This is a genomic window from Streptomyces sp. NPDC031426 (assembly GCF_055581585.1).
In genome coordinates, this window is record NZ_JBVIJE010000004.1 from 172,069 (window position 1) to 189,052 (window position 16,984).

Annotated in this window: 16 protein-coding genes and 3 pseudogenes; 9 read left to right on the forward strand and 10 right to left on the reverse strand. The window is 72.3% G+C overall.

Annotated elements, in window-relative coordinates; all coding sequences use genetic code 11:
- The first annotated feature begins 36 nt into the window (after window positions 1-36).
- The gene (locus tag ACZ5NH_RS08955; RefSeq protein WP_468773723.1) at window positions 37-1,314 is read left to right on the forward strand and encodes an MFS transporter; all 1,278 of its coding nucleotides are present in this window, start codon (window positions 37-39) and stop codon (window positions 1,312-1,314) included.
- Here ACZ5NH_RS08955 and ACZ5NH_RS08960 read toward each other — a convergent pair whose 3' ends face one another.
- On the reverse strand, window positions 1,315-1,548 hold the full coding sequence (locus ACZ5NH_RS08960; RefSeq protein ID WP_468773725.1) for a hypothetical protein: 234 nt from the start codon (window positions 1,546-1,548) through the stop codon (window positions 1,315-1,317).
- A 57-nt stretch (window positions 1,549-1,605) separates the two neighbouring features.
- Here ACZ5NH_RS08960 and map point away from each other — a divergent pair, with 57 nt between their 5' ends.
- Together map and ACZ5NH_RS08970 are read left to right on the forward strand one after the other, a co-directional pair.
- Window positions 1,606-2,463: a type I methionyl aminopeptidase gene (gene map, locus ACZ5NH_RS08965; RefSeq protein WP_388621748.1), complete on the forward strand. Its 858-nt coding sequence runs from the start codon at window positions 1,606-1,608 to the stop codon at window positions 2,461-2,463.
- 104 nt (window positions 2,464-2,567) lie between these two features.
- A complete protein-coding gene (locus ACZ5NH_RS08970) occupies window positions 2,568-3,218 on the forward strand; it encodes a biliverdin-producing heme oxygenase (protein ID WP_468773727.1) in 651 nt (216 codons plus the stop codon).
- Between the two features lie 13 nt (window positions 3,219-3,231).
- On the opposite strand, the gene ACZ5NH_RS08975 is transcribed toward ACZ5NH_RS08970, so the two are convergent.
- Both ACZ5NH_RS08975 and ACZ5NH_RS08980 read right to left on the reverse strand, forming a co-directional pair.
- A complete protein-coding gene (locus tag ACZ5NH_RS08975; protein ID WP_388621752.1) occupies window positions 3,232-3,876 on the reverse strand; it encodes a PhzF family phenazine biosynthesis protein in 645 nt (214 codons plus the stop codon).
- Window positions 3,869-4,750 carry a hypothetical protein gene (locus tag ACZ5NH_RS08980; protein WP_468773728.1) on the reverse strand — a complete coding sequence of 294 codons (882 nt, stop codon included), beginning with the start codon at window positions 4,748-4,750 and terminating at the stop codon, window positions 3,869-3,871. The genes ACZ5NH_RS08975 and ACZ5NH_RS08980 overlap by 8 nt, the downstream gene beginning before the upstream one ends.
- Before the next feature lie 94 nt (window positions 4,751-4,844).
- Here ACZ5NH_RS08980 and ACZ5NH_RS08985 point away from each other — a divergent pair.
- Together ACZ5NH_RS08985 and ACZ5NH_RS08990 are read left to right on the forward strand one after the other, a co-directional pair.
- Window positions 4,845-5,375, forward strand: a pseudogene (locus ACZ5NH_RS08985) (FTR1 family iron permease); the annotation flags it as partial.
- Window positions 5,335-6,327 (forward strand): SCO2278 family lipoprotein, encoded by a 993-nt coding sequence (locus tag ACZ5NH_RS08990; protein ID WP_468773730.1) that lies wholly within the window; start codon window positions 5,335-5,337, stop codon window positions 6,325-6,327. The pseudogene ACZ5NH_RS08985 and the gene ACZ5NH_RS08990, both read left to right, overlap by 41 nt.
- Before the next feature lie 29 nt (window positions 6,328-6,356).
- Here ACZ5NH_RS08990 and ACZ5NH_RS08995 read toward each other — a convergent pair whose 3' ends face one another.
- The 5 genes from ACZ5NH_RS08995 to ACZ5NH_RS09015 all read right to left on the reverse strand — a co-directional run bounded on the left by ACZ5NH_RS08995 (window position 6,357) and on the right by ACZ5NH_RS09015 (window position 11,307).
- Complete coding sequence (locus ACZ5NH_RS08995) at window positions 6,357-7,091, reverse strand: bifunctional DNA primase/polymerase (RefSeq protein ID WP_468773732.1); 735 nt, start codon at window positions 7,089-7,091, stop codon at window positions 6,357-6,359.
- Between the two features lie 49 nt (window positions 7,092-7,140).
- The gene (locus tag ACZ5NH_RS09000; protein ID WP_468773734.1) at window positions 7,141-7,785 is read right to left on the reverse strand and encodes a TetR/AcrR family transcriptional regulator; all 645 of its coding nucleotides are present in this window, start codon (window positions 7,783-7,785) and stop codon (window positions 7,141-7,143) included.
- A 26-nt stretch (window positions 7,786-7,811) separates the two neighbouring features.
- Window positions 7,812-8,801 (reverse strand): small ribosomal subunit Rsm22 family protein, encoded by a 990-nt coding sequence (locus ACZ5NH_RS09005; RefSeq protein ID WP_468773736.1) that lies wholly within the window; start codon window positions 8,799-8,801, stop codon window positions 7,812-7,814.
- Window positions 8,802-8,881: 80 nt separating this feature from the next.
- The gene (locus ACZ5NH_RS09010; protein WP_388621773.1) at window positions 8,882-10,063 is read right to left on the reverse strand and encodes a serine hydrolase domain-containing protein; all 1,182 of its coding nucleotides are present in this window, start codon (window positions 10,061-10,063) and stop codon (window positions 8,882-8,884) included.
- Window positions 10,003-11,307: a multidrug effflux MFS transporter gene (locus tag ACZ5NH_RS09015; protein WP_468773738.1), complete on the reverse strand. Its 1,305-nt coding sequence runs from the start codon at window positions 11,305-11,307 to the stop codon at window positions 10,003-10,005. Before ACZ5NH_RS09015 ends, ACZ5NH_RS09010 begins: the two co-directional genes overlap by 61 nt.
- Window positions 11,308-11,411: 104 nt before the next feature.
- Here ACZ5NH_RS09015 and ACZ5NH_RS09020 point away from each other — a divergent pair, with 104 nt between their 5' ends.
- On the forward strand, window positions 11,412-12,425 hold the full coding sequence (locus tag ACZ5NH_RS09020) for a Gfo/Idh/MocA family protein (RefSeq protein WP_388622329.1): 1,014 nt from the start codon (window positions 11,412-11,414) through the stop codon (window positions 12,423-12,425).
- Between the two features lie 94 nt (window positions 12,426-12,519).
- Complete coding sequence (locus ACZ5NH_RS09025; protein ID WP_468773740.1) at window positions 12,520-13,278, forward strand: SDR family oxidoreductase; 759 nt, start codon at window positions 12,520-12,522, stop codon at window positions 13,276-13,278.
- Between the two features lie 221 nt (window positions 13,279-13,499).
- On the opposite strand, the gene ACZ5NH_RS09030 is transcribed toward ACZ5NH_RS09025, so the two are convergent.
- On the reverse strand, window positions 13,500-14,717 hold the full coding sequence (locus tag ACZ5NH_RS09030; protein WP_468773742.1) for a D-alanyl-D-alanine carboxypeptidase family protein: 1,218 nt from the start codon (window positions 14,715-14,717) through the stop codon (window positions 13,500-13,502).
- Between the two features lie 250 nt (window positions 14,718-14,967).
- Here ACZ5NH_RS09030 and ACZ5NH_RS09035 point away from each other — a divergent pair.
- Window positions 14,968-15,168 (forward strand): annotated as a pseudogene (locus ACZ5NH_RS09035) (ABC transporter permease); the annotation flags it as partial.
- A 77-nt stretch (window positions 15,169-15,245) separates the two neighbouring features.
- Window positions 15,246-15,973, forward strand: a pseudogene (locus tag ACZ5NH_RS09040) (ABC transporter ATP-binding protein).
- 21 nt (window positions 15,974-15,994) lie between these two features.
- Here ACZ5NH_RS09040 and ACZ5NH_RS09045 read toward each other — a convergent pair.
- Window positions 15,995-16,978, reverse strand: a complete 984-nt coding sequence (locus ACZ5NH_RS09045) for an aldo/keto reductase (protein ID WP_468773744.1) — start codon at window positions 16,976-16,978, stop codon at window positions 15,995-15,997.
- Window positions 16,979-16,984 lie beyond the last annotated feature (6 nt).

Genomic DNA, 16,984 nt, shown 5'->3' on the forward strand with positions numbered 1-16,984 from the left:
GTTGCCCGGTGATCCCGGCCCGCAGAACATGCCTCAGTGACCCGCGCCCTCCTCCCCGACCTCTCCCCCTGGAAGGCCTCCGCGGACTTCCGCCGCCTCTGGAAGTCGGGCCTGATCAGCAACTTCGGCAGCTTCCTGACCTTCGTCGCGCTGCCGGTCCAGCTGAAGGACCTGACGGAGTCGACCGCAGCGGTGGGCGCGATCGGGGCCGTAGAGCTGCTGCCGCTCATCATCTGCGGACTCTACGGCGGTGCCCTCGCCGACGCGCTCGACAAGCGGAAGCTCATCGTGTGGACGGAGGCCGGGCAGGGCCTGCTCAGCGCAGCCCTGCTGGTCGACGCGCTGCTCCCGCACCCGGCGGTCTGGCCGCTGTACGCCGTCGCCGCCCTCTCCTCCGCCCTGGTCTCCGTCCAGCGCCCGGCCCTCGACTCCCTGTGGCCCCGGATCGTCGCCCACGCCGACATGCCCGCCGCGGCCTCGCTGAACTCCCTGCGCTGGACCGTCGGCGGAGTCGCGGGACCGGCCGTCGCGGGCGTGGTCGTCGCCTACGCGGGCCTCGGCTGGGCGTACGGCGCCGACCTGCTGACCTTCGTCGTCTCGCTGGCGTACATCGTCCGGATCGCCCCCTCCCCCGCCTCCCACGAGGCCTCGAAGCCCTCTCTGCAGGCGATCCTGGAAGGCGCCCGGTACGCCTGGAGCCGCAAGGAGCTCCTCGGCACCTACGTCGTCGACCTCGCGGCGATGTTCCTGGCCATGCCGCTCGCGGTGCTGCCGTTCCTCGCCGACGAGCTGCACGCCGACTGGGCGCTCGGCCTGATGTATGCCGCCGTGCCGGCCGGCGCGATGCTGGTGAGTCTGACCAGCGGCTGGGCGTCGAGGATCCACCGGCACGGTCTGATGGTGGTGCTGTCGGCGGCCGGCTGGGGTCTCGCGGTCGCGGCGGCCGGCCTGTGCGGGAACGTGTGGCTGGTCCTGCTCTTCCTGACCGCCGGCGGTGGCTTCGACATGGTCAGCGGGATCTTCCGGTCGGCCATGTGGAACCAGACGATCCCGGACGAGCTGCGCGGCCGGCTCGCCGGGATCGAGCTGCTGTCCTACTCGGTCGGCCCGCAGCTCGGCCAGGTCCGGGCGGGCGGCCTGGCCGCCTGGGCGGGCGTGCGGACCTCCGTCGTCTCCGGCGGGCTGGCGTGCGCGGGCGTGATGGGACTGCTCGCGCTGTGCCTGCCGGGACTCATGACGTACGACGCCCGCACCAACGAGCACGCGGTACGGATGCGCGAGCGCCGTGCCGCCGCCGTACCCACTCAGGCGTGATCACTCCTCGTCGCTGCTCCCGCCGTCCGGCGCGTCGTGCCAGCGCGGGTCGTTCTCCCACTGGAGGTTGCGCTCGGCGGCGGTCTCCATCGCGTGCCGGGCCTCCTCCGGGGAGGCGTACGGCCCGAACCGGTCCTTGCCCGGGCACTCCGGGCCCTCCTCGACCTTCTTGTGCTCCAGGCAGTAGAACCACTCGCCCGGCTTGCCGACGGTGCGCTTCTTGAACAGGGGCATGGACAGCTCCTCTCGCCAACGACATGATCCCCCAACTCCGCTCGATAGACTCGCCGCATGTCTGGCCAGTCGCTGCTCGTACCGGGGGAGCTGTCCCCCACCCGCTCGGTCCCCGGAAACATCCGCCGCCCCGAGTACGTCGGCAAGCCCGCGCCGGCGCCGTACACCGGCCCGGAGGTGCAGAGCCCGGAGACCATCGAGGCGATGCGGACCGCCGGCCGTATCGCCGCGCAGGCGATGGAGGAGGCCGCGAAGATCATCGCGCCGGGGGTCACCACGGACCAGCTGGACAAGGTCGCCCACGAGTACATGTGCGACCACGGCGCCTACCCGTCCACGCTCGGCTACCGCGGCTTCCCGAAGTCCCTGTGCACGTCGGTCAACGAGGTCATCTGCCACGGCATCCCGGACTCGACGGTCCTCAGGGACGGGGACATCGTCAACCTGGACGTGACGGCGTACATCGGCGGGGTGCACGGCGACAACAACGCCACCTACCTGGTCGGGGACGTGGACGAGGAGTCACGGCTGCTGGTTGAGCGGACCCGGGAGTCCCTGAACCGCGCGATCAAGGCGGTCCGGCCGGGCCGGCAGATCAATGTCATCGGCCGGGTCATCGAGTCCTACGCCAAGCGTTTCGGCTACGGAGTCGTCCGTGACTTCACCGGCCACGGCATCAGCACGTCCTTCCACTCCGGGCTGATCATCCCGCACTACGACAGCCCGCACGCGACGACGGTGATGCAGCCGGGCATGACGTTCACGATCGAGCCGATGCTGACGCTGGGCACCCATGAGTACGACATGTGGGACGACGGCTGGACGGTCGTGACGAAGGACCGCAGGCGGACGGCCCAGTTCGAGCACACGCTGGTGGTGACGGAGACCGGCGCGGACATTCTCACCTTGCCGTAGCGCCGCGCTCGCCTCTGCCACGACCGCACGGCCCGCCCTCTGCGAGGGCGGGCTTTCTCTTGTACTCTTTTACCGACAGGATGTCGGCAAGATGGGACGGCCTGATGGACTCCTCCTTCTCGACCCTCATCCGCACCGCGTCCCATGAGGCGCACGTGGAGGCGGAGACATCGTCGTTCATGAGCGACCTGCTGGGCGGCCGGCTGGGCGTGAGCGCCTACGCGCGCTACACCGAGCAGCTGTGGTTCGTGTACGAGGCGCTGGAGAGCGGCGCCGGACGGCTGGCGGCGGACCCGGTGGCGGGGCCGTTCGTCCGGCCCGAGCTGTTCCGGCTGGCGGCGCTGGAGCGGGACCTGGCGCATCTGCGGGGGCCGGAGTGGCGGGCGACCCTGAGCGCCCTGCCCGCCACGCGGGAGTACGCGGCCCGGGTCCGCGAGTGCGCCGAGCGCTGGCCCGGCGGCTATGTCGCCCACCACTACACCCGGTATCTGGGCGACCTGTCCGGCGGCCAGATCATCCGCGACCGGGCGGAGAAGACCTGGGGCTTCGCGAAGAAGGGCGACGGCGTCCGCTTCTACGTCTTCGAGGCCGTCTCCAACCCGGCCGCGTTCAAGCGGAGTTACCGTGAGCTGCTGGACGCCGTGGACGTGGACGAGTTGGAGAAGCAGCGGGTGGTCGGGGAGTGCCAGCGGGCTTTCGCCCTGAACACGACGGTGTTCCGGGCGCTCGGGGACGAGTTCCCGCTGAGCGCCTAGCGTTCGGGGGCGGCTAACGCTCCAGGAACACCCGGCCCCCGACCTCCACCCACCCCTCCGGCTGGGGCGCGGTCAGGATCTGGGAGCCCTTGCCCTGGGTGATGTTCAGGGCACGGCCCAGCCGGTCGGTGAGGAGGAGGGCGGCGGCGCCGGTGGCCTCGTCCTCGTCGATGCCGTCGTTCCGGCCGGGGAAGGCGCGGGCGCGGATCCGGCCGGCCGCCTCGTCCTCCCAGGCCCAGGCGTAGATCCACTCCCCCGGCGGCGGTACGTCAAGGGCGTCGACCTCGGCGGCGCTGCCGTACTGGCGCAGGGTGCGCGGCGGCGCCCACTCCGCGCGCGCCTCGATCCAGCTGAACTCGCCGTCCAGCCGGGCGCCGACGATCCCGGCGGGCGTGACCAGTTCGGGCACGTCGAGCAGCCAGGCGGTGCCGACGCAGGGGTGACCGGCGAAGGGCAGCCGCAGGGTGGGCGTGTAGATGTCGATCACGCCGCGCTCGGGGTCGTCCACGAACACGGTCTCGCTGAAGCCGAGTTTGGCCGCCAGCTCCTGCCGGTCGCTCCGCTCGGGCAGCACCGAGCCGTCGCGGACGACGCCGAGCTCGTTGCCGTAGCCACCGTTCGGTCCGCAGAAGACGCGGAGTACGTCGTAGTCAGTCACGGGGGAATTGAAACATCGCGGCAACCGCGAGCGCGTCCCAGGCGGGGGCGCCGCCGGGCAGGGGCCAGGAGTAGGTGCGGGCCGGCTCGTAGGGCAGCGAGGACAGGGTGTCGGCGTACGTCCGCAGCATGGTCTCCCGCTGCCGCTCGACGCCGGGGGTGGCGGGGCGGGCGGCGAGCCGCGCCAGCCTCGTCTCGTGCCAGTCGGCCACTTCCTCGGCGGTGCGACGCCAGTCCTCGTCGTCCGGCAGACGGGTCAGCACCACGCAGGGCGGCGTCCGCCCCTCCGCGAGCGCCGCGACGGCCCGGTCGTGCCCGTCCAGGAGCAGCCAGCCGTCGAGGGCGGTGACCCACCACAGCAGAACCGGCGCCAGGGTGCCGTCACGGGCGTGCTTGCGGTAGGCCTTCACCCGCCCGGCGTCCGGCGGCGAGAGCGGGCGCAGGGGTACGACACCGTGCCAGCTCATGCCGGACCAGTCGAGATGGCAGGCGGGCCAGTCCCGGACGAAGTCCTCCGCATGCCAGACGTACGGCGGGAACTCGTCGCGCGCCCGCAGGTGCCAGCGCGAGTCGTGCAGGGGGCCTTCCTCCGCCTCCTCCATCCACCGCGCATACATGTGCACCCAGTTGACGGAACCTCGCATCGCCGCTGAGCGAATCGGCGGCAGGGCTGGGCGGTAGTTCTCGTACCGGTGCAGATGCACCCCCTGGTTCCACTCCTCGACCCGGCCCAGCAGTACGACGCGCCCGCCCTGCCGCAGCAGCATCCTGCCGCCGTCGGCCGCTTCAAAGCGGAGCGGCGGCGGTCCCGGACGCTGCCGCACATCCAGCACCAGGCCACCGGCCCCCAACGGCTCCCTGCGCGCGCTCCCCATGCCGGCCACCCTCCCACCGTCGGCGCTGTCAGCGCACGCGCCCGGGGTGGATCACGGACACGCGGATCTGCCGGTCGCTGACCTCGTACATCACGCGGTAGTCGCCACCGCCTTCCTGGCCGTCGGCCGGGAGGGCCTGGAGACCGCGCTGTTCGTATGGGCCTCGGTGCACGCGGCGTCCGACGGCACCCCGCGCCCGCTGATCGGCGTGGCGCTGGGCCTCGCCACGGCCGTACTCCTCGGCTGGCTGTTCTACCGGGGCGCCCTGAGGATCAACCTGGCGAAGTTCTTCACCTGGACCGGCGGCATGCTGGTCGTGGTCGCGGCGGGCGTCCTCGCCTACGGCTTCCACGACCTGCAGGAGGCGAACTGGCTGCCCGGCCTGACCAGCCTGGCCTTCGACATCGGCGGCACCATCCCGCCGGACAGCTGGTACGGCACCTTGCTGAAGGGCGTGTTCAACTTCCAGCCCGACCCGACCGTCCTCCAGGTCACGGTGTGGCTGCTGTACCTGATCCCGACGCTCGCGATCTTCCTGGCCCCGGTAGGGTTCGCCTCCGGAAAGGGGAAGGTGAAGGGACCGGATGAGCAGGGATCGCAGCCCGCGCAGGCTCCGCAGGCGTGACCGGAACGCACTCATAGCGGCCTCGCTGACCGCTTTGTCGCTGACGGCGAGCGGATGCGTGGTGGTGCACGGGGAGCGCGAGGTGCTCCCCGCCGCCACCCGCGCCGAGGCCGCCAAGGCGCTCACCGCGTTCACGGCCGCGTACAACAACGCCGACAAGGCCTACGACAACTCCCTGGACGCGCCCTACCTCACCGGCCCGTTCGGCGACATCACCGCCGCGCGGCTGAAGGCCGGGCACGCCAACAGCCCCTCGGGCAACCCGAATCACGTGCCACTGAAGCTGTCGGACGTGAAGATCACGATCCCCAAGAAGACGGGCTGGCCGCGCTGGTTCGTCGCCGACGCCCAGGGCAACAAGACCGGCACGGCGCGCTGGCTGATGGTGTTCACCCGGGGCGACCTGGGCCAGCGCTGGCGGGTGGCGTACATCACCCTCGTGGCGCCCACCGCCGTACCGCAGTTCAAGACGGACCAGGACGGCTGGGCCGAGGCGGTGCCGGCCGGGTCCGCTCAACTCGCCGTCGCGCCCGGCAAGCTGAGCCAGGAGTACACGACGTACCTGAAGAAGGGCGGCCAGGCCTTCGCCGCCGGCAGGTACACCAGCGTCGAGCGTGCCGACCGGGCCAAGCGGGCCCGCAAGCCGGGCCTGGTCACCCAGTTCATCGACGCGCCGCTGACGAACGGCGGCTACGCACCGGTGGCGCTGCGCACGGCGGACGGCGGGGCGCTGGTGTTCTTCACCACCCACCACTACGAGAAGCAGACCGCGGCCACCGGCACGACGGTGCCCCCTCAGGGCAAGGACGTCCAGGCCCTGACCAAGGGCGAGGTGAATCAGTCCCTGACGCTGGAGTTCATGTCGGCGGAGGTGGCCCTGGACCCGGCGGGCAGCGGCAAGGTGTCGGTGCTGGGGCGGGTGCCGGGTCTCACCTCGGCGCAGGGCGAGTAGAGCGCCCCGCCCGGCACCCCGGTCGGCGCCTAGTGCCGCAGTGGCCAGGCCGCACCCTGATGGCCGGCGCCCGTGGCAGCGAACCGCGCACACGCATCGGTGAGCGCTTCCAACAGGCTCAGGGGATCGGGCAGCGCATGCTCCGGCCCGCGCGCCCACCGCACCTGCTGATCGTCACCGGGCAGCCGAGCGGGCGGCACCAGGACGTACGACCCCCGGCAGTGCCAGCGCAGCCCCGGGTGCTCGTCCATGGTCTCCGGGTGGCAGTCCAGCTCGCACGGCCACCACTCGTCCTCGTCCTCGGGGGTGCCGCGGGTGAGGGTGAAGAACAGCATGCGGCCGTCGTCGCTCTCGGCGACGGGACCCACCTCGACGCCGGAGGAGAGCAGCCGCTCCAGGGCCTCCCGCCCGGCTGCCAAAGGGACGTCGAGGACGTCGTGGACCATTCCGGTCGCGGTGATGAAGTTGGCCTGCGGCTGGTGCCGGGACCAGCGCTCGATCTGCGCGCGATCGGTGGTGGACTGCGTCTGCCAGGCGAACGACACCGGGTGCCGGGCCGGGGTGGGACAGCCGACGCGGTCGCAGGAACAGCGGTAGCCGGGGGCGGGGTGCGCGGCGGGGGCGAGCGGCAGGCCCGCGGCAGCGGCGGCCAGCAGCAGGGCCTCACGGCCCCCGTCGTCGGCGGCCTCCTTCGGGCGGCGTCCGCGCAGCCACTGGGAGAGTTTGCCCTGCCGGCCGGACCGGCCGCCGAACGTCGCGCTCATCTATCCCCTCAGTCTGGTCGTCGCCTCGCTGGTGTGCGGACAGTGTGCCTTATCGTCCCATCTTCGTGTGCTTGGGGGTGTCTGGGGTCCCGATTCCATGCACCGCGTAGTCGACCAGCGTGTCCGTGTAGTCGTAGGAGATCGGCCCGGTCCGTTGCAGCCAGCGTTGCGCGAGCGGCGAGACGAACAGTTCCAGCGCGATCCGTGGATCGACGTCGGCCCGTACCGCCCCGGCGTCCTGCGCGGCGCGCAGCCGGTCGACGTACAGCTGGAGCTGGGGTTCGAGGAGTCCCGCGACGACCTGGCGGCCGAGCGGCTCGTTGACCAGGCCCTCGGCGGCCAGAGCGCGGGCCGGTACCGCGAAGCGCGGGTCGAGCAACTGGTCCACCGTGATCCGCAGCACCGCCTTGAGGTCGGCGGCGAGGTCGCCGGTGTCCGGGATGGTGTACGGCACCTGTCCCGCGTCCTGGGCCGCCTGCGTGGAGAGGTCGAGGAACGCCTCCAGCAGGACGTCCGCCTTGGAGGACCACCAGCGGTAGATCGTCTGCTTGCCGACCCCGGCCCGCGCGGCGATCCCCTCGACGGTGGTCCTCGGGTACCCGAACTCGCCGACCAGGGCGAGGGCGGCGGCGTAGATCGCTCTGCGGGACTTCTCGCTGCGGCGGGTGGCGTCGGGGGCCGGCTTGTTGACCATGGGGCGACGCTAACAAGCCCCGGCGGCTACGCGGACGGCTCCTGGGAGGAGTCCTCCGGCGGCCACCGGTCTCCCCACTCGGCGTCCCGGGCGGCCTTGTACAGGGGGCCGTGGCGTTTGGTGACGGTCGTACGGTCCAGCCGTTCGCCGGCCTCGCACAGGTCCAGGAGCACCTGGCCCTTGCGGATCTGCGGTCGCCGGATCACCCGGGAGGGAGCCGGCGCGGCGGGCAGGCGGGTGGCGGCGACGTACGAGAACTTCTCGTCCTCGTACGGCAGGGTGCCGCCCTTGACCTGGCGGTGCAGCGAGGAGCGGGCGACCCGGGCGGAGAAGTGGCACCAGTCCCGGCCGGGCTCTATGGGGCAGGCGGCGCTGTGCGGGCAGGGGGCGACGACGTGCAGTCCGGCACGGATCAGACGGTCGCGGGCCTCGATGACGCGGGCGTAGCCGGCCGGGGTGCCGGCCTCCACGATCACCACGGCCTGCGCGGCGGTCGCAGCGGCGTCGACGAGGGCGGCGCGGTCGGGCGCGGAGAGTTCGTTGAGGACGTACGACACCGTGACGAGGTCGGTGTCGTCCAGGGTGAGGTCGGCGCCGATCCGGGCGCGCTGCCAGCGGGCGCCGCGCAGGGCCGGGTTGGCGGCGGCGATCTCCCGGCCGAGGGCGAGGGCGGGCTCGGCCCAGTCCAGCACGGTGACGCCGCGCTCGCCGGGCCAGGTCGCGGTGACGGCCCAGGTCGCCGCGCCGGTGCCGCCGCCCACGTCGACATGGCTGCCGGGTGTCCAGTCGGGGACGGCCCGTGCGAACGCCTCCAGCGCCGAGTGGACCGCTTCGAAGGTGGCGGGCATGCGGTAGGCGGCGTAGGCGGCCACGTCGGCGCGGTCGCGGAGGATCGGGGCGTGGGTGGGGGTGTCGCCCCGGTAGTGGGCGATCAGCCGTTCCACCGCTCCGGCGGCCTGGGTGGGCGGGAGTCCGTCGAGAAGCTCCGCGAGTGCGCTACGGAGGGTGTCGTTCACCTGCCGATTGTATGGCTGGGCGGTGTGGGGCCGGGCCTGCTCCGCCCCCAGACCCCCGACCGTCGGCCGGAGGGCCGGACTCAGATCACCGCCCTCGCCAGCCGTGTCGCCAGTCTCGCCCTCGGCCCGCTGTCCGCAGGCCTGCGCCGCGGATGCACCGTGTTGGCCAGCAGGATCAGGAACGTGTCCGTCCTCGGGTCGAGGACGAGCGACGTACCCGTGAAACCCGTGTGCCCGGCCGCCCCGCTGCCCGCGAGTTCGCCCATGAACCACGGCTGGTCGACGGCGAAGCCCAGCCCCGGCGGGGTGAGCAGGAGCTCGACGAAGTCGGGGCCGAGGATGCGGGCGGGGCCGTAGGAGCCGCCGGCGAGCAGGGCGCGGCAGAAGACGGCCAGGTCGCGGGCGGTGGAGAAGAGCCCGGCGTGCCCGGCCACGCCGCCCAGCGCCCAGGCGTTCTCGTCGTGCACCACGCCCCGCAGCATCCCCCGGTCCGCCTTGGCCCAGGGCCGCCGCTGGTCCTCGGTGGCGGCCGCGCCGGGGCAGGGTCCGAAGCCGGTCGCCGTCATGCCGAGCGGCCGGGTGATGCCGTCCTGGACGAGGACGTCGAGGCTACGCCCGGTGATGCGCTCCAGCACGGACTGGAGGACGAGCATGTTCAGGTCCGAGTACAGATGGCGGCCCGGCTCACCCGTCGGGGCCTCGGCGCGCAGCAGGGCCAGCCGGCTCGCGTCGTCGGGGCAGTCGTACAGCGGCAGCTCGGGGCGCAGCCCGGAGGTGTGGGTGAGCAGTTGCCGCACGGTGATGCCGTGCGCGGCGGCGGCGTGGAAGTCGGGCAGGTAGTCGCCGACCCGGGCGTCCATGCCGAGGGTGCCGCGCTCGATCTGCTGCACGGCGGCGACGGAGGTGAACAGCTTGGTGAGGGAGGCCAGGTCGAAGGGCGTGTCGACGGTGGCCGGGACGCGGGCGGCGGGCGGCAGTTCGACACCGTTGTCGGTCTCGGGGTCGTAGCCGGAGTAGCGGACGGCCCAGCCCGCGGCCTCGGCCACGGCGATCACGGGTCCGCGGGCGGCCAGCACGACGGCGCCGGCCGCCCAGGGGCGGTCTCCGGCGGTGAGTGCGTGCACCTCGCCGACCAGGTGCCCGAGTTCGGCGGGGTCGAGCCCGGCCCGTTCCGGTGTGTCGGCGCGCAGTCTCGGTGCGCTCAGTTCTCGTCTCCCTCCGACCCCGCACGTGTGTTCCCACGTGTGCTCCAGGGACGGCACATTCCCATGAAGCAGGCTCCCGCGACCAGTGCTCCCACCAGTTGGACCACCGCCATGGGTACGGCGGTGTGCTCTCCGGCGACGCCGACGAGCGGTGAGGCGACCGCTCCGACGAGGAAGGAGGAGGTGCCGAGCAGGGCGGAGGCGGAGCCCGCGGCGTGCCGGGTGCGCAGCAGGGCGAGCGACTGGGCGTTGGGGAGGGTGATGCCCATGGCGGACATGAGGACGAAGAGCGCGGCGGCGACCGGCGGCAGAGCGACCTCGCCGAGGGCGCCGGTGGACATCAGCAGCAGGGCGGCCGCGGCGAGCACGATCACCGCGAGGCCGCAGGCCAGCACCTTCTCCAGGGCGACCCGGCCGACCAGTAGCTTGCCGTTGACCTGCCCGGCGATCACCAGGCCGACCGAGTTGAGGCCGAAGAGCAGGCTGAAGGTCTGCGGGGAGGCGCCGTAGATCTCCTGGATGACGTAGGGGGAGGCGGATATGTACGCGAACAGCGCGGCGAAGGCGAAGCCGCCGGTCAGCATGTAGCCGGTGAAGGGCGGGTCGGCGAGCAGGCCGCGCATCGCGCGCAGGGCCGCCCCCACTCCCCCGTCGTGCCGTTCCTCCGGCGGCAGGGTCTCCGGCAGCCGCAGCCGGACGAGCACGGCCAGCGCGACACCGACCATCGTCAGGACGACGAACACGCCCCGCCAGTCGGTCACCCGCAGGATCTGCCCGCCGATCAGCGGCGCCACGATCGGCGCGACCCCGGAGATCAGCATCAGGGTGGAGAAGAAGCGGGCCATGGCGTCACCGTCGTACAGGTCGCGTACGACGGCCCGGGCGATCACGATGCCGGCGGCGCCCGCGAGGCCCTGGGCCAGCCGGAGGGCGACCAGCGTCTCGACGTCGGGGGCGAGGGCGCACAGGGCGGTGGCGAGGAGGTAGACGGCGAGACCGGCGAGCAGCGGGCGGCGGCGGCCCCAGCGGTCGCTCATCGGGCCGACGACCAGCTGCCCGAGGGCCATGCCCAGCAGGCAGGCGGTGAGGGTGAGCTGGACGGTGGCGGCGGGTGCGTGCAGGGACCCGGTGACCTCCGGCAGGGCCGGGAGGTACATGTCCATCGCGAGCGGTGGTGTCGCGGTGAGGCCGCCGAGGACGAGCGTGACGAGCAGGCCGGTGCGGCGGGTGGCGGCGGACGGCCGGGCGGGCACGGACGTGGGCCGTGCCTGAGGTGTCGATGCCGCCGCGGGCTCGCGCATCCGTCCCCTCCCTCTGGTGAAGCGGCCGCCTGGCGAGAGCGACCGGCACCTATGCTCTCAGCTCGTACACACTGCCAGGGCACACATGACCGATGGGTGGGGCGATGGTGGAGCGGAAGGTGCGCTGGGGGATCCTGGCGACGGGCGGGATCGCGGCGGCGTTCGCGGCGGACCTGGTGGATCTGGCGGATGCGGAGATCGCGGCGGTGGCCTCGCGGCGCCGGGAGTCGGCGGAGGCGTTCGCGGAGCGGTTCGGGGCGGCGCGGGCCTACGGCGACTGGGAGTCGCTGGCGGCGGACCCGGACATCGATGTCGTCTACGTCGCCACTCCGCACTCGGCGCACCGCGCGGCGGCCGGGCTGTGCCTGGAGGCGGGCCGGAACGTGCTGTGCGAGAAGCCGTTCACGCTGAACCTGCGCGAGACGGAGGAACTCGTCGCGCTGGCGCGGCAGCACGACCGCTTCCTGATGGAGGCGATGTGGATGTACTGCAACCCGCTGGTCCGGCGGCTGAAGGCGCTGGTGGACGACGGGGCGATCGGCGAAGTGCGCACCGTGCAGGCCGACTTCGGCCTTGCCGGTCCCTTCCCGCCGGCGCACCGGCTGCGGGATCCGGCGCTGGGCGGCGGGGCACTGCTGGACCTGGGCGTGTACCCGGTGTCGTTCGCACAGTTGCTGCTCGGTGAGCCGGACGCGGTGGCGGGGAGCGCGCTGCTGTCGCCGGAGGGCGTCGATCTGCAGACGGGCGCGGTGCTGTCCTGGGAGAGCGGGGCGATGGCCGCGCTGCACTGCTCGATCGTCGGCGGTACGGGCGGCACGGCTTCGGTGACCGGTTCGCGCGGCCGGATCGATGTGCCGTCCGGCTTCTTCCACCCGGAGCGGTTCGTGCTGCGCCGCGACGGCCGCGATCCGGAGGAGTTCGCCGCCGCCCCGGCCGACGGGCCGCGCACCACCCTGCGGCACGAGGCGATCGAGGTCATGCGGGCGCTGCGGGCGGGCGAGAAGGAGTCGCCGCTGGTGCCGCTGGAGGGTTCGCTCGCGGTGATGCGGACGCTGGACGCGGTGCGGGAGCGGATCGGGGTGCGGTATCCAGGGGACGCGGTAGCGGTGACGGTGTGAACCGGTATCCCGGAGCGGCGGTGGCCGCCGCCGGATAACCGTATGGCGGACATGGCATTCCGCATGACGGACTTGCCGCCTACGCTGCGGTGCCATGACCGACAGGCAATCGAAGATCGCGGTGGTGACCGGCGCCGGCTCCGGCATCGGGCGGGCCGTCGCCCTGGAACTGCTGGGGGCCGGCTGGTCGGTGGCGCTGGCCGGCCGGCGCACCGAGACACTGGAGGCGACGGCGGCGCTGGTGCCGGAGGGCGCCTCCCTCGCCGTACGCACCGACGTGTCGCGGCCCGAGGACGTGGACGCGCTGTTCGCGGCGACGGTGGACCGGTTCGGCCGGGTGGACCTGCTGTTCAACAACGCGGGGACGTTCGGGCCGGGCGGGGTGCCGGTCGAGGAACTGTCGTACGACGCCTGGCGGCACGTGGTGGACACCAACCTCAACGGGGCGTTCCTGTGCGCCCAGGCGGCGTACCGGCGGATGAAGGAGCAGGAGCCGCAGGGCGGCCGGATCATCAACAACGGCTCCATCTCGGCCCACACGCCGCGCCCGCTCTCGGTGGCCTACACCGCGACCAAGCACGCCCTGACCGGCCTCACCAAGTCGCTGTCGCTGGACGGGCGGCCGCACCGCATCGCCGTCGGGCAGATCGACATCGGCAACGCGGCGACCGACATGACGGCCCGGATGCAGACCGGTGGCTTGCAGGCGAACGGCGAGGTGGTCCCGGAGCCGGTGATGGACGTGGCCGACGTGGCTCGGACCGTGCGGCACATGGCCGAGCTGCCGCTGGAGGCGAACGTGCAGTTCGCGACGGTGCTGGCGACGGCGATGCCGTACATCGGGCGGGGTTGACCCCATTACCACAACCGGAATTCGAACATCCGCGGTATTGCGGCCCGTCGGGCCTATATGCTCAACTTCCCTTCACGAGAGCTTCACAGTTGAAGCGCAACGGTTCCACAGCCACCGCCGAGGGGGGAAGGCGGCGGCCGTTCCACCCGACCGGAGTTGGGGGTGGACCTCGCCACGGGACGCGAGGTGCACGCCGGTCGGTGGAACGGCCGCCGCACTGTTCAGCGCCGGTGCCGGCCGCCGGGCTCCGCGCCCCCCTCGGCTCCCTCGGCCCCCTCTGACCTCTGCGCCGCCTCGGCCGTCGCCGCCGCGACCGCCCTGCGCCGCCGCTTGACCACCAGCGCCCCCGCCGCCGCAAGCAGCAGCGCCGTACCTCCCGCGCCCTCCACCAGCCGACCGGTGGAGGGGCCACCGGAGCCCGAGTCCGGCGCGCCGGTCGCCGCCTCCCCCGAGGGCTCCGGGCTCGCCTTCGCCCCGCCCTCGCTCAGCGGATCGACCAGCGTGCCCACCGCCCGCGCCGAACGCCCGCGGTCGAAGCCCCAGTCGAACAGCGCGGCGGTCTGCTCGTAGACGGCGTTGCTGCCGGTGGCCGGATGCATCACGGTGACCAGCAGGGTGCGCCCGCCCCGGGTGGCCGCGCCGGTGAAGGTGTTGCCGGCATGGCTGGTGTAGCCGTTCTTGACGCCGATCAGGCCGTCGTACGTCTTCAGGCCCCACGCCCCGGTCAGCAGGCGGTCGGTGTTCTGGATCTGGAAGGTCTTCTTGCCGCCCGCCGGGAAGTCGGCGGTCCGCGTGCCGCAGTAGCCGCGGAAGTCGGCGTTCTTCAGGCCGTGGCGGGCGAACAGCGTGAGGTCGTACGCCGAGGAGATCTGACCCGGGTGGTCGAAGCCGTCGGGGCTGACCACATGGGTGTCCAGGGCCTGCAGGTCCGCGGCCTTCGCCTGCATCTCGGCGACGGTCCTGGCGATGCCGCCGTTCATATGGGCGAGCACGTGCACGGCGTCGTTGCCGGAGCGCAGGAACACGCCCTGCCACAACTGCTCGACGGTGTAGGTGATGCCGGGCTTGATGCCGACCAGGCTGGAGCCGAACGGGATGTCGGCGACATCGGAGTCCTTGACGGTGTACCGCTGGGTGCGGTCGAACTTCTTCAGCACGGTGTCCGCGAACAGCATCTTCAGCGTGGACGCGGGCGGGAGCCGCCGGTGCGCGTTGAACGCGGCGAGCACCTCGCCGCTCGCGCAGTCGGCGATCAGCCAGGAGCGGGCGGTGAGCTTCTGCGGCAGCCCGGAGGCACCGCGCACCTGGACGCCGGTAAGGGCCAGTTGCTCGCCGCCGATCACCGTCGCGGCGGACGCGGGGGTGGTCGCGGACAGAGGGAGGGCGGCGGCCGTCAGTCCGAGGACGGCACGTCGGCTGAGCCGGGAACATTCGCGCACCCGGGGACGGTACACCGCGCCCAGCAGCGGATTCCGCACCGCGGGCCCGCCATCGCCGTGGAATTTGCCACCTTATGAAATTGCGATGAGTTACCCGCATTTCTCAGCACTCGCACACCTTTTGCCCAGGGCGGCTCAAAGGTTCCTCCCTGGTTCTGGCAGCGCCCACAGCGGGCGCCAAGAACCTTCGAGGAACGGGAGGTTTGGCATCTGTCTCAAGCGCGAGCTGAGCCGCCGCAAGTAGGCCGCTCTGGTCATCGCGATGGGTCTGGCGCTCGGTAGCGCGCTGGTCATCACCGTCAACTCGGTGTCGGCCGGCATGACGCAGGCACAGGACAAGGTCCTGAAATCGCTGTACGGCCTCGGCACCGACATGACCCTCACCAAGGCTCGGTCGGCGCCGACAGCGGGCAGCTCGCAGGGGCCGAGATTCGGGAGGCGCGCCAGCTCCTGACCCCCCAGTGCCGGGGCGCCGCCTCCGATTCCCCCCGGGAGGCGGCGCTCCACCCCATACCTTGTGGAGAACCCATGTACAGACTCACCGGCGTCACCAAGCGCTACACGCGGGGCAAGGAGACGGTGGAGGCGCTGCGCGGCATCGACCTCACCATCGCCGACGGCGACCAGTTGGTCATCCAGGACCCGACGGGCGGCGGCAAGTCCACCCTGCTGCAGATGATCGGCGGCCTGGACCGCCCGTCCTCCGGCAGCGTGGAACTGGACGGCGTCGACCTGGCGACCATCGGCGAGGCCCGGCTGACCCGGCTGCGCGCCGAGAAGATCGGCATCATCTTCCAGGCGTTCAACCTGATCCCGACGCTCACCGCGCAGGAGAACGTCGAGACCGCCCTGGTCCCGCTGGGCGTGAAGCCCGCCGAACGCCGGGAACGGGCGGCACAGGCCCTGCGCTCGGTCGGCCTCGGCGAACGCCTGACCCACGTTCCCTCGGAGATGTCCGGCGGCCAGCAGCTGGGGGTGCCCCCAGGCCCTTAAGGCACTGGGGGAGCGTCGCGATCGCCCGCGCGGTGGTGAAGAGGCCCACAGTGCTGCTCGCCGACGAACCCACCGGCAACCCCGACGAGGGCACCCGCGACGACATCGTGGCCCTGCTGGAGGGCCTGTGGCGGGAGCACGGCCTGACCTTCGTCATGGTCACCTACGACTCCTCCATCGCCCGCCGCGCCCCGCGCCTGGCCACGATCAAGGCGGGGCAGATCACGCTGACCGAGCAGCCGCAGTACAGCGGCTTCTACTGAGACCGGCTGGGGCGGGGTCGCTCACCTGCCGAGGATCCGATCGATCTCGGCCAGTTGCCCGGCGGTGAGCGGCCCCTTCCCGATCGCCCCCGCGTTCGCCTCGGCCTGCGCGACCGAACGGAAGCCCGGGATCGGCACGGTGCGCGGGCTGCGGGCCCAGATCCAGGCCAGGGCGCCCTGGGCGAGGGTGCGGCCACCGCTGGTGAGGACGTCCCGCAGGGCGTCGATCCGGGTCAGCCAGTCCTCGTCGGCCCCGGAGCCGTCACCGTCGTACCCCTGCATCCAGGCCGGCGGCCGGCTCCGGATGTCCCCGGCCTCCAGCGATCCGCTCCGCCTCCCGGCGAGCAACCCCATGGCCAGCGGGCTGCGGTTGATGCTCGCAAGCCCCATCCGCTCGCACAGTTCCAGGAGTTGCGGCGCGTCCTGCAGGACATTGAGGGCGTGCTGTACGGCCGTGCAGTTGGGCCCCTCGGCGAAGACGGCGGCGCGGTCGGGGTCGTCGGTGCTCCAGGCGTAGGCGCGGATGAGCCCTTCCTCGACCAATTCCTCGCACAGGTCCCGGAGTTCGGCGCCCCGCACCGGATCGGCGTCGGACAGATGGAACTGGTACAGATCGATGTGGTCGGTGCCGAGGCGGCGCAGGGAGGCGGTGAGGGCGCGCCGGGCGTACTCCGCGGTGTCGTCGCTGCCGGTGAGGGTGCGGGTGTCCGGGTCGAAGACGTTGCCCCACTTGGTGGCCAGCACGACGTCGTCGCGCCGCTTGCCGAGGGCACGCCCGAGGACTTCCTCGCTGTGCCCGGTGCCGTAGACGTCGGCGGTGTCGAAGAAGGTGACACCGAGATCGAGCGCACGGCGTACCGCCCGCACGGACTCCTCGTCGTCCACCTTCCCCCAGCCGAGCGGCTGTCCGTCGGCGGACTGCCACTCTCCGCCGATGGCCCAGCAGCCGAAGCCGAGCGGGCTGACGTCGATACGGCTGCGTCCCAGGGTCCTTGTGGTCTCCATGCCTGA

Excerpts from the sequence above, each read along its gene's own strand:
- ACZ5NH_RS09015 (WP_468773738.1), bottom strand. The coding sequence starts at position 11,307 with ATGCGCGAGCCCGCGGCGGCATCGACACCTCAGGCACGGCCCACGTCC.
- ACZ5NH_RS08970 (WP_468773727.1), top strand. The coding sequence starts at position 2,568 with ATGGACTCCTCCTTCTCGACCCTCATCCGCACCGCGTCCCATGAGGCG.
- ACZ5NH_RS09020 (WP_388622329.1), top strand. The coding sequence starts at position 11,412 with ATGGTGGAGCGGAAGGTGCGCTGGGGGATCCTGGCGACGGGCGGGATC.
- ACZ5NH_RS09025 (WP_468773740.1), top strand. The coding sequence starts at position 12,520 with ATGACCGACAGGCAATCGAAGATCGCGGTGGTGACCGGCGCCGGCTCC.
- ACZ5NH_RS09000 (WP_468773734.1), bottom strand. The coding sequence starts at position 7,785 with ATGGTCAACAAGCCGGCCCCCGACGCCACCCGCCGCAGCGAGAAGTCC.
- ACZ5NH_RS09045 (WP_468773744.1), bottom strand. The coding sequence starts at position 16,978 with ATGGAGACCACAAGGACCCTGGGACGCAGCCGTATCGACGTCAGCCCG.
- ACZ5NH_RS08960 (WP_468773725.1), bottom strand. The coding sequence starts at position 1,548 with ATGCCCCTGTTCAAGAAGCGCACCGTCGGCAAGCCGGGCGAGTGGTTC.
- ACZ5NH_RS08990 (WP_468773730.1), top strand. The coding sequence starts at position 5,335 with ATGAGCAGGGATCGCAGCCCGCGCAGGCTCCGCAGGCGTGACCGGAAC.
- ACZ5NH_RS08980 (WP_468773728.1), bottom strand. The coding sequence starts at position 4,750 with ATGGGGAGCGCGCGCAGGGAGCCGTTGGGGGCCGGTGGCCTGGTGCTG.
- ACZ5NH_RS08995 (WP_468773732.1), bottom strand. The coding sequence starts at position 7,091 with ATGAGCGCGACGTTCGGCGGCCGGTCCGGCCGGCAGGGCAAACTCTCC.
- map (WP_388621748.1), top strand. The coding sequence starts at position 1,606 with ATGTCTGGCCAGTCGCTGCTCGTACCGGGGGAGCTGTCCCCCACCCGC.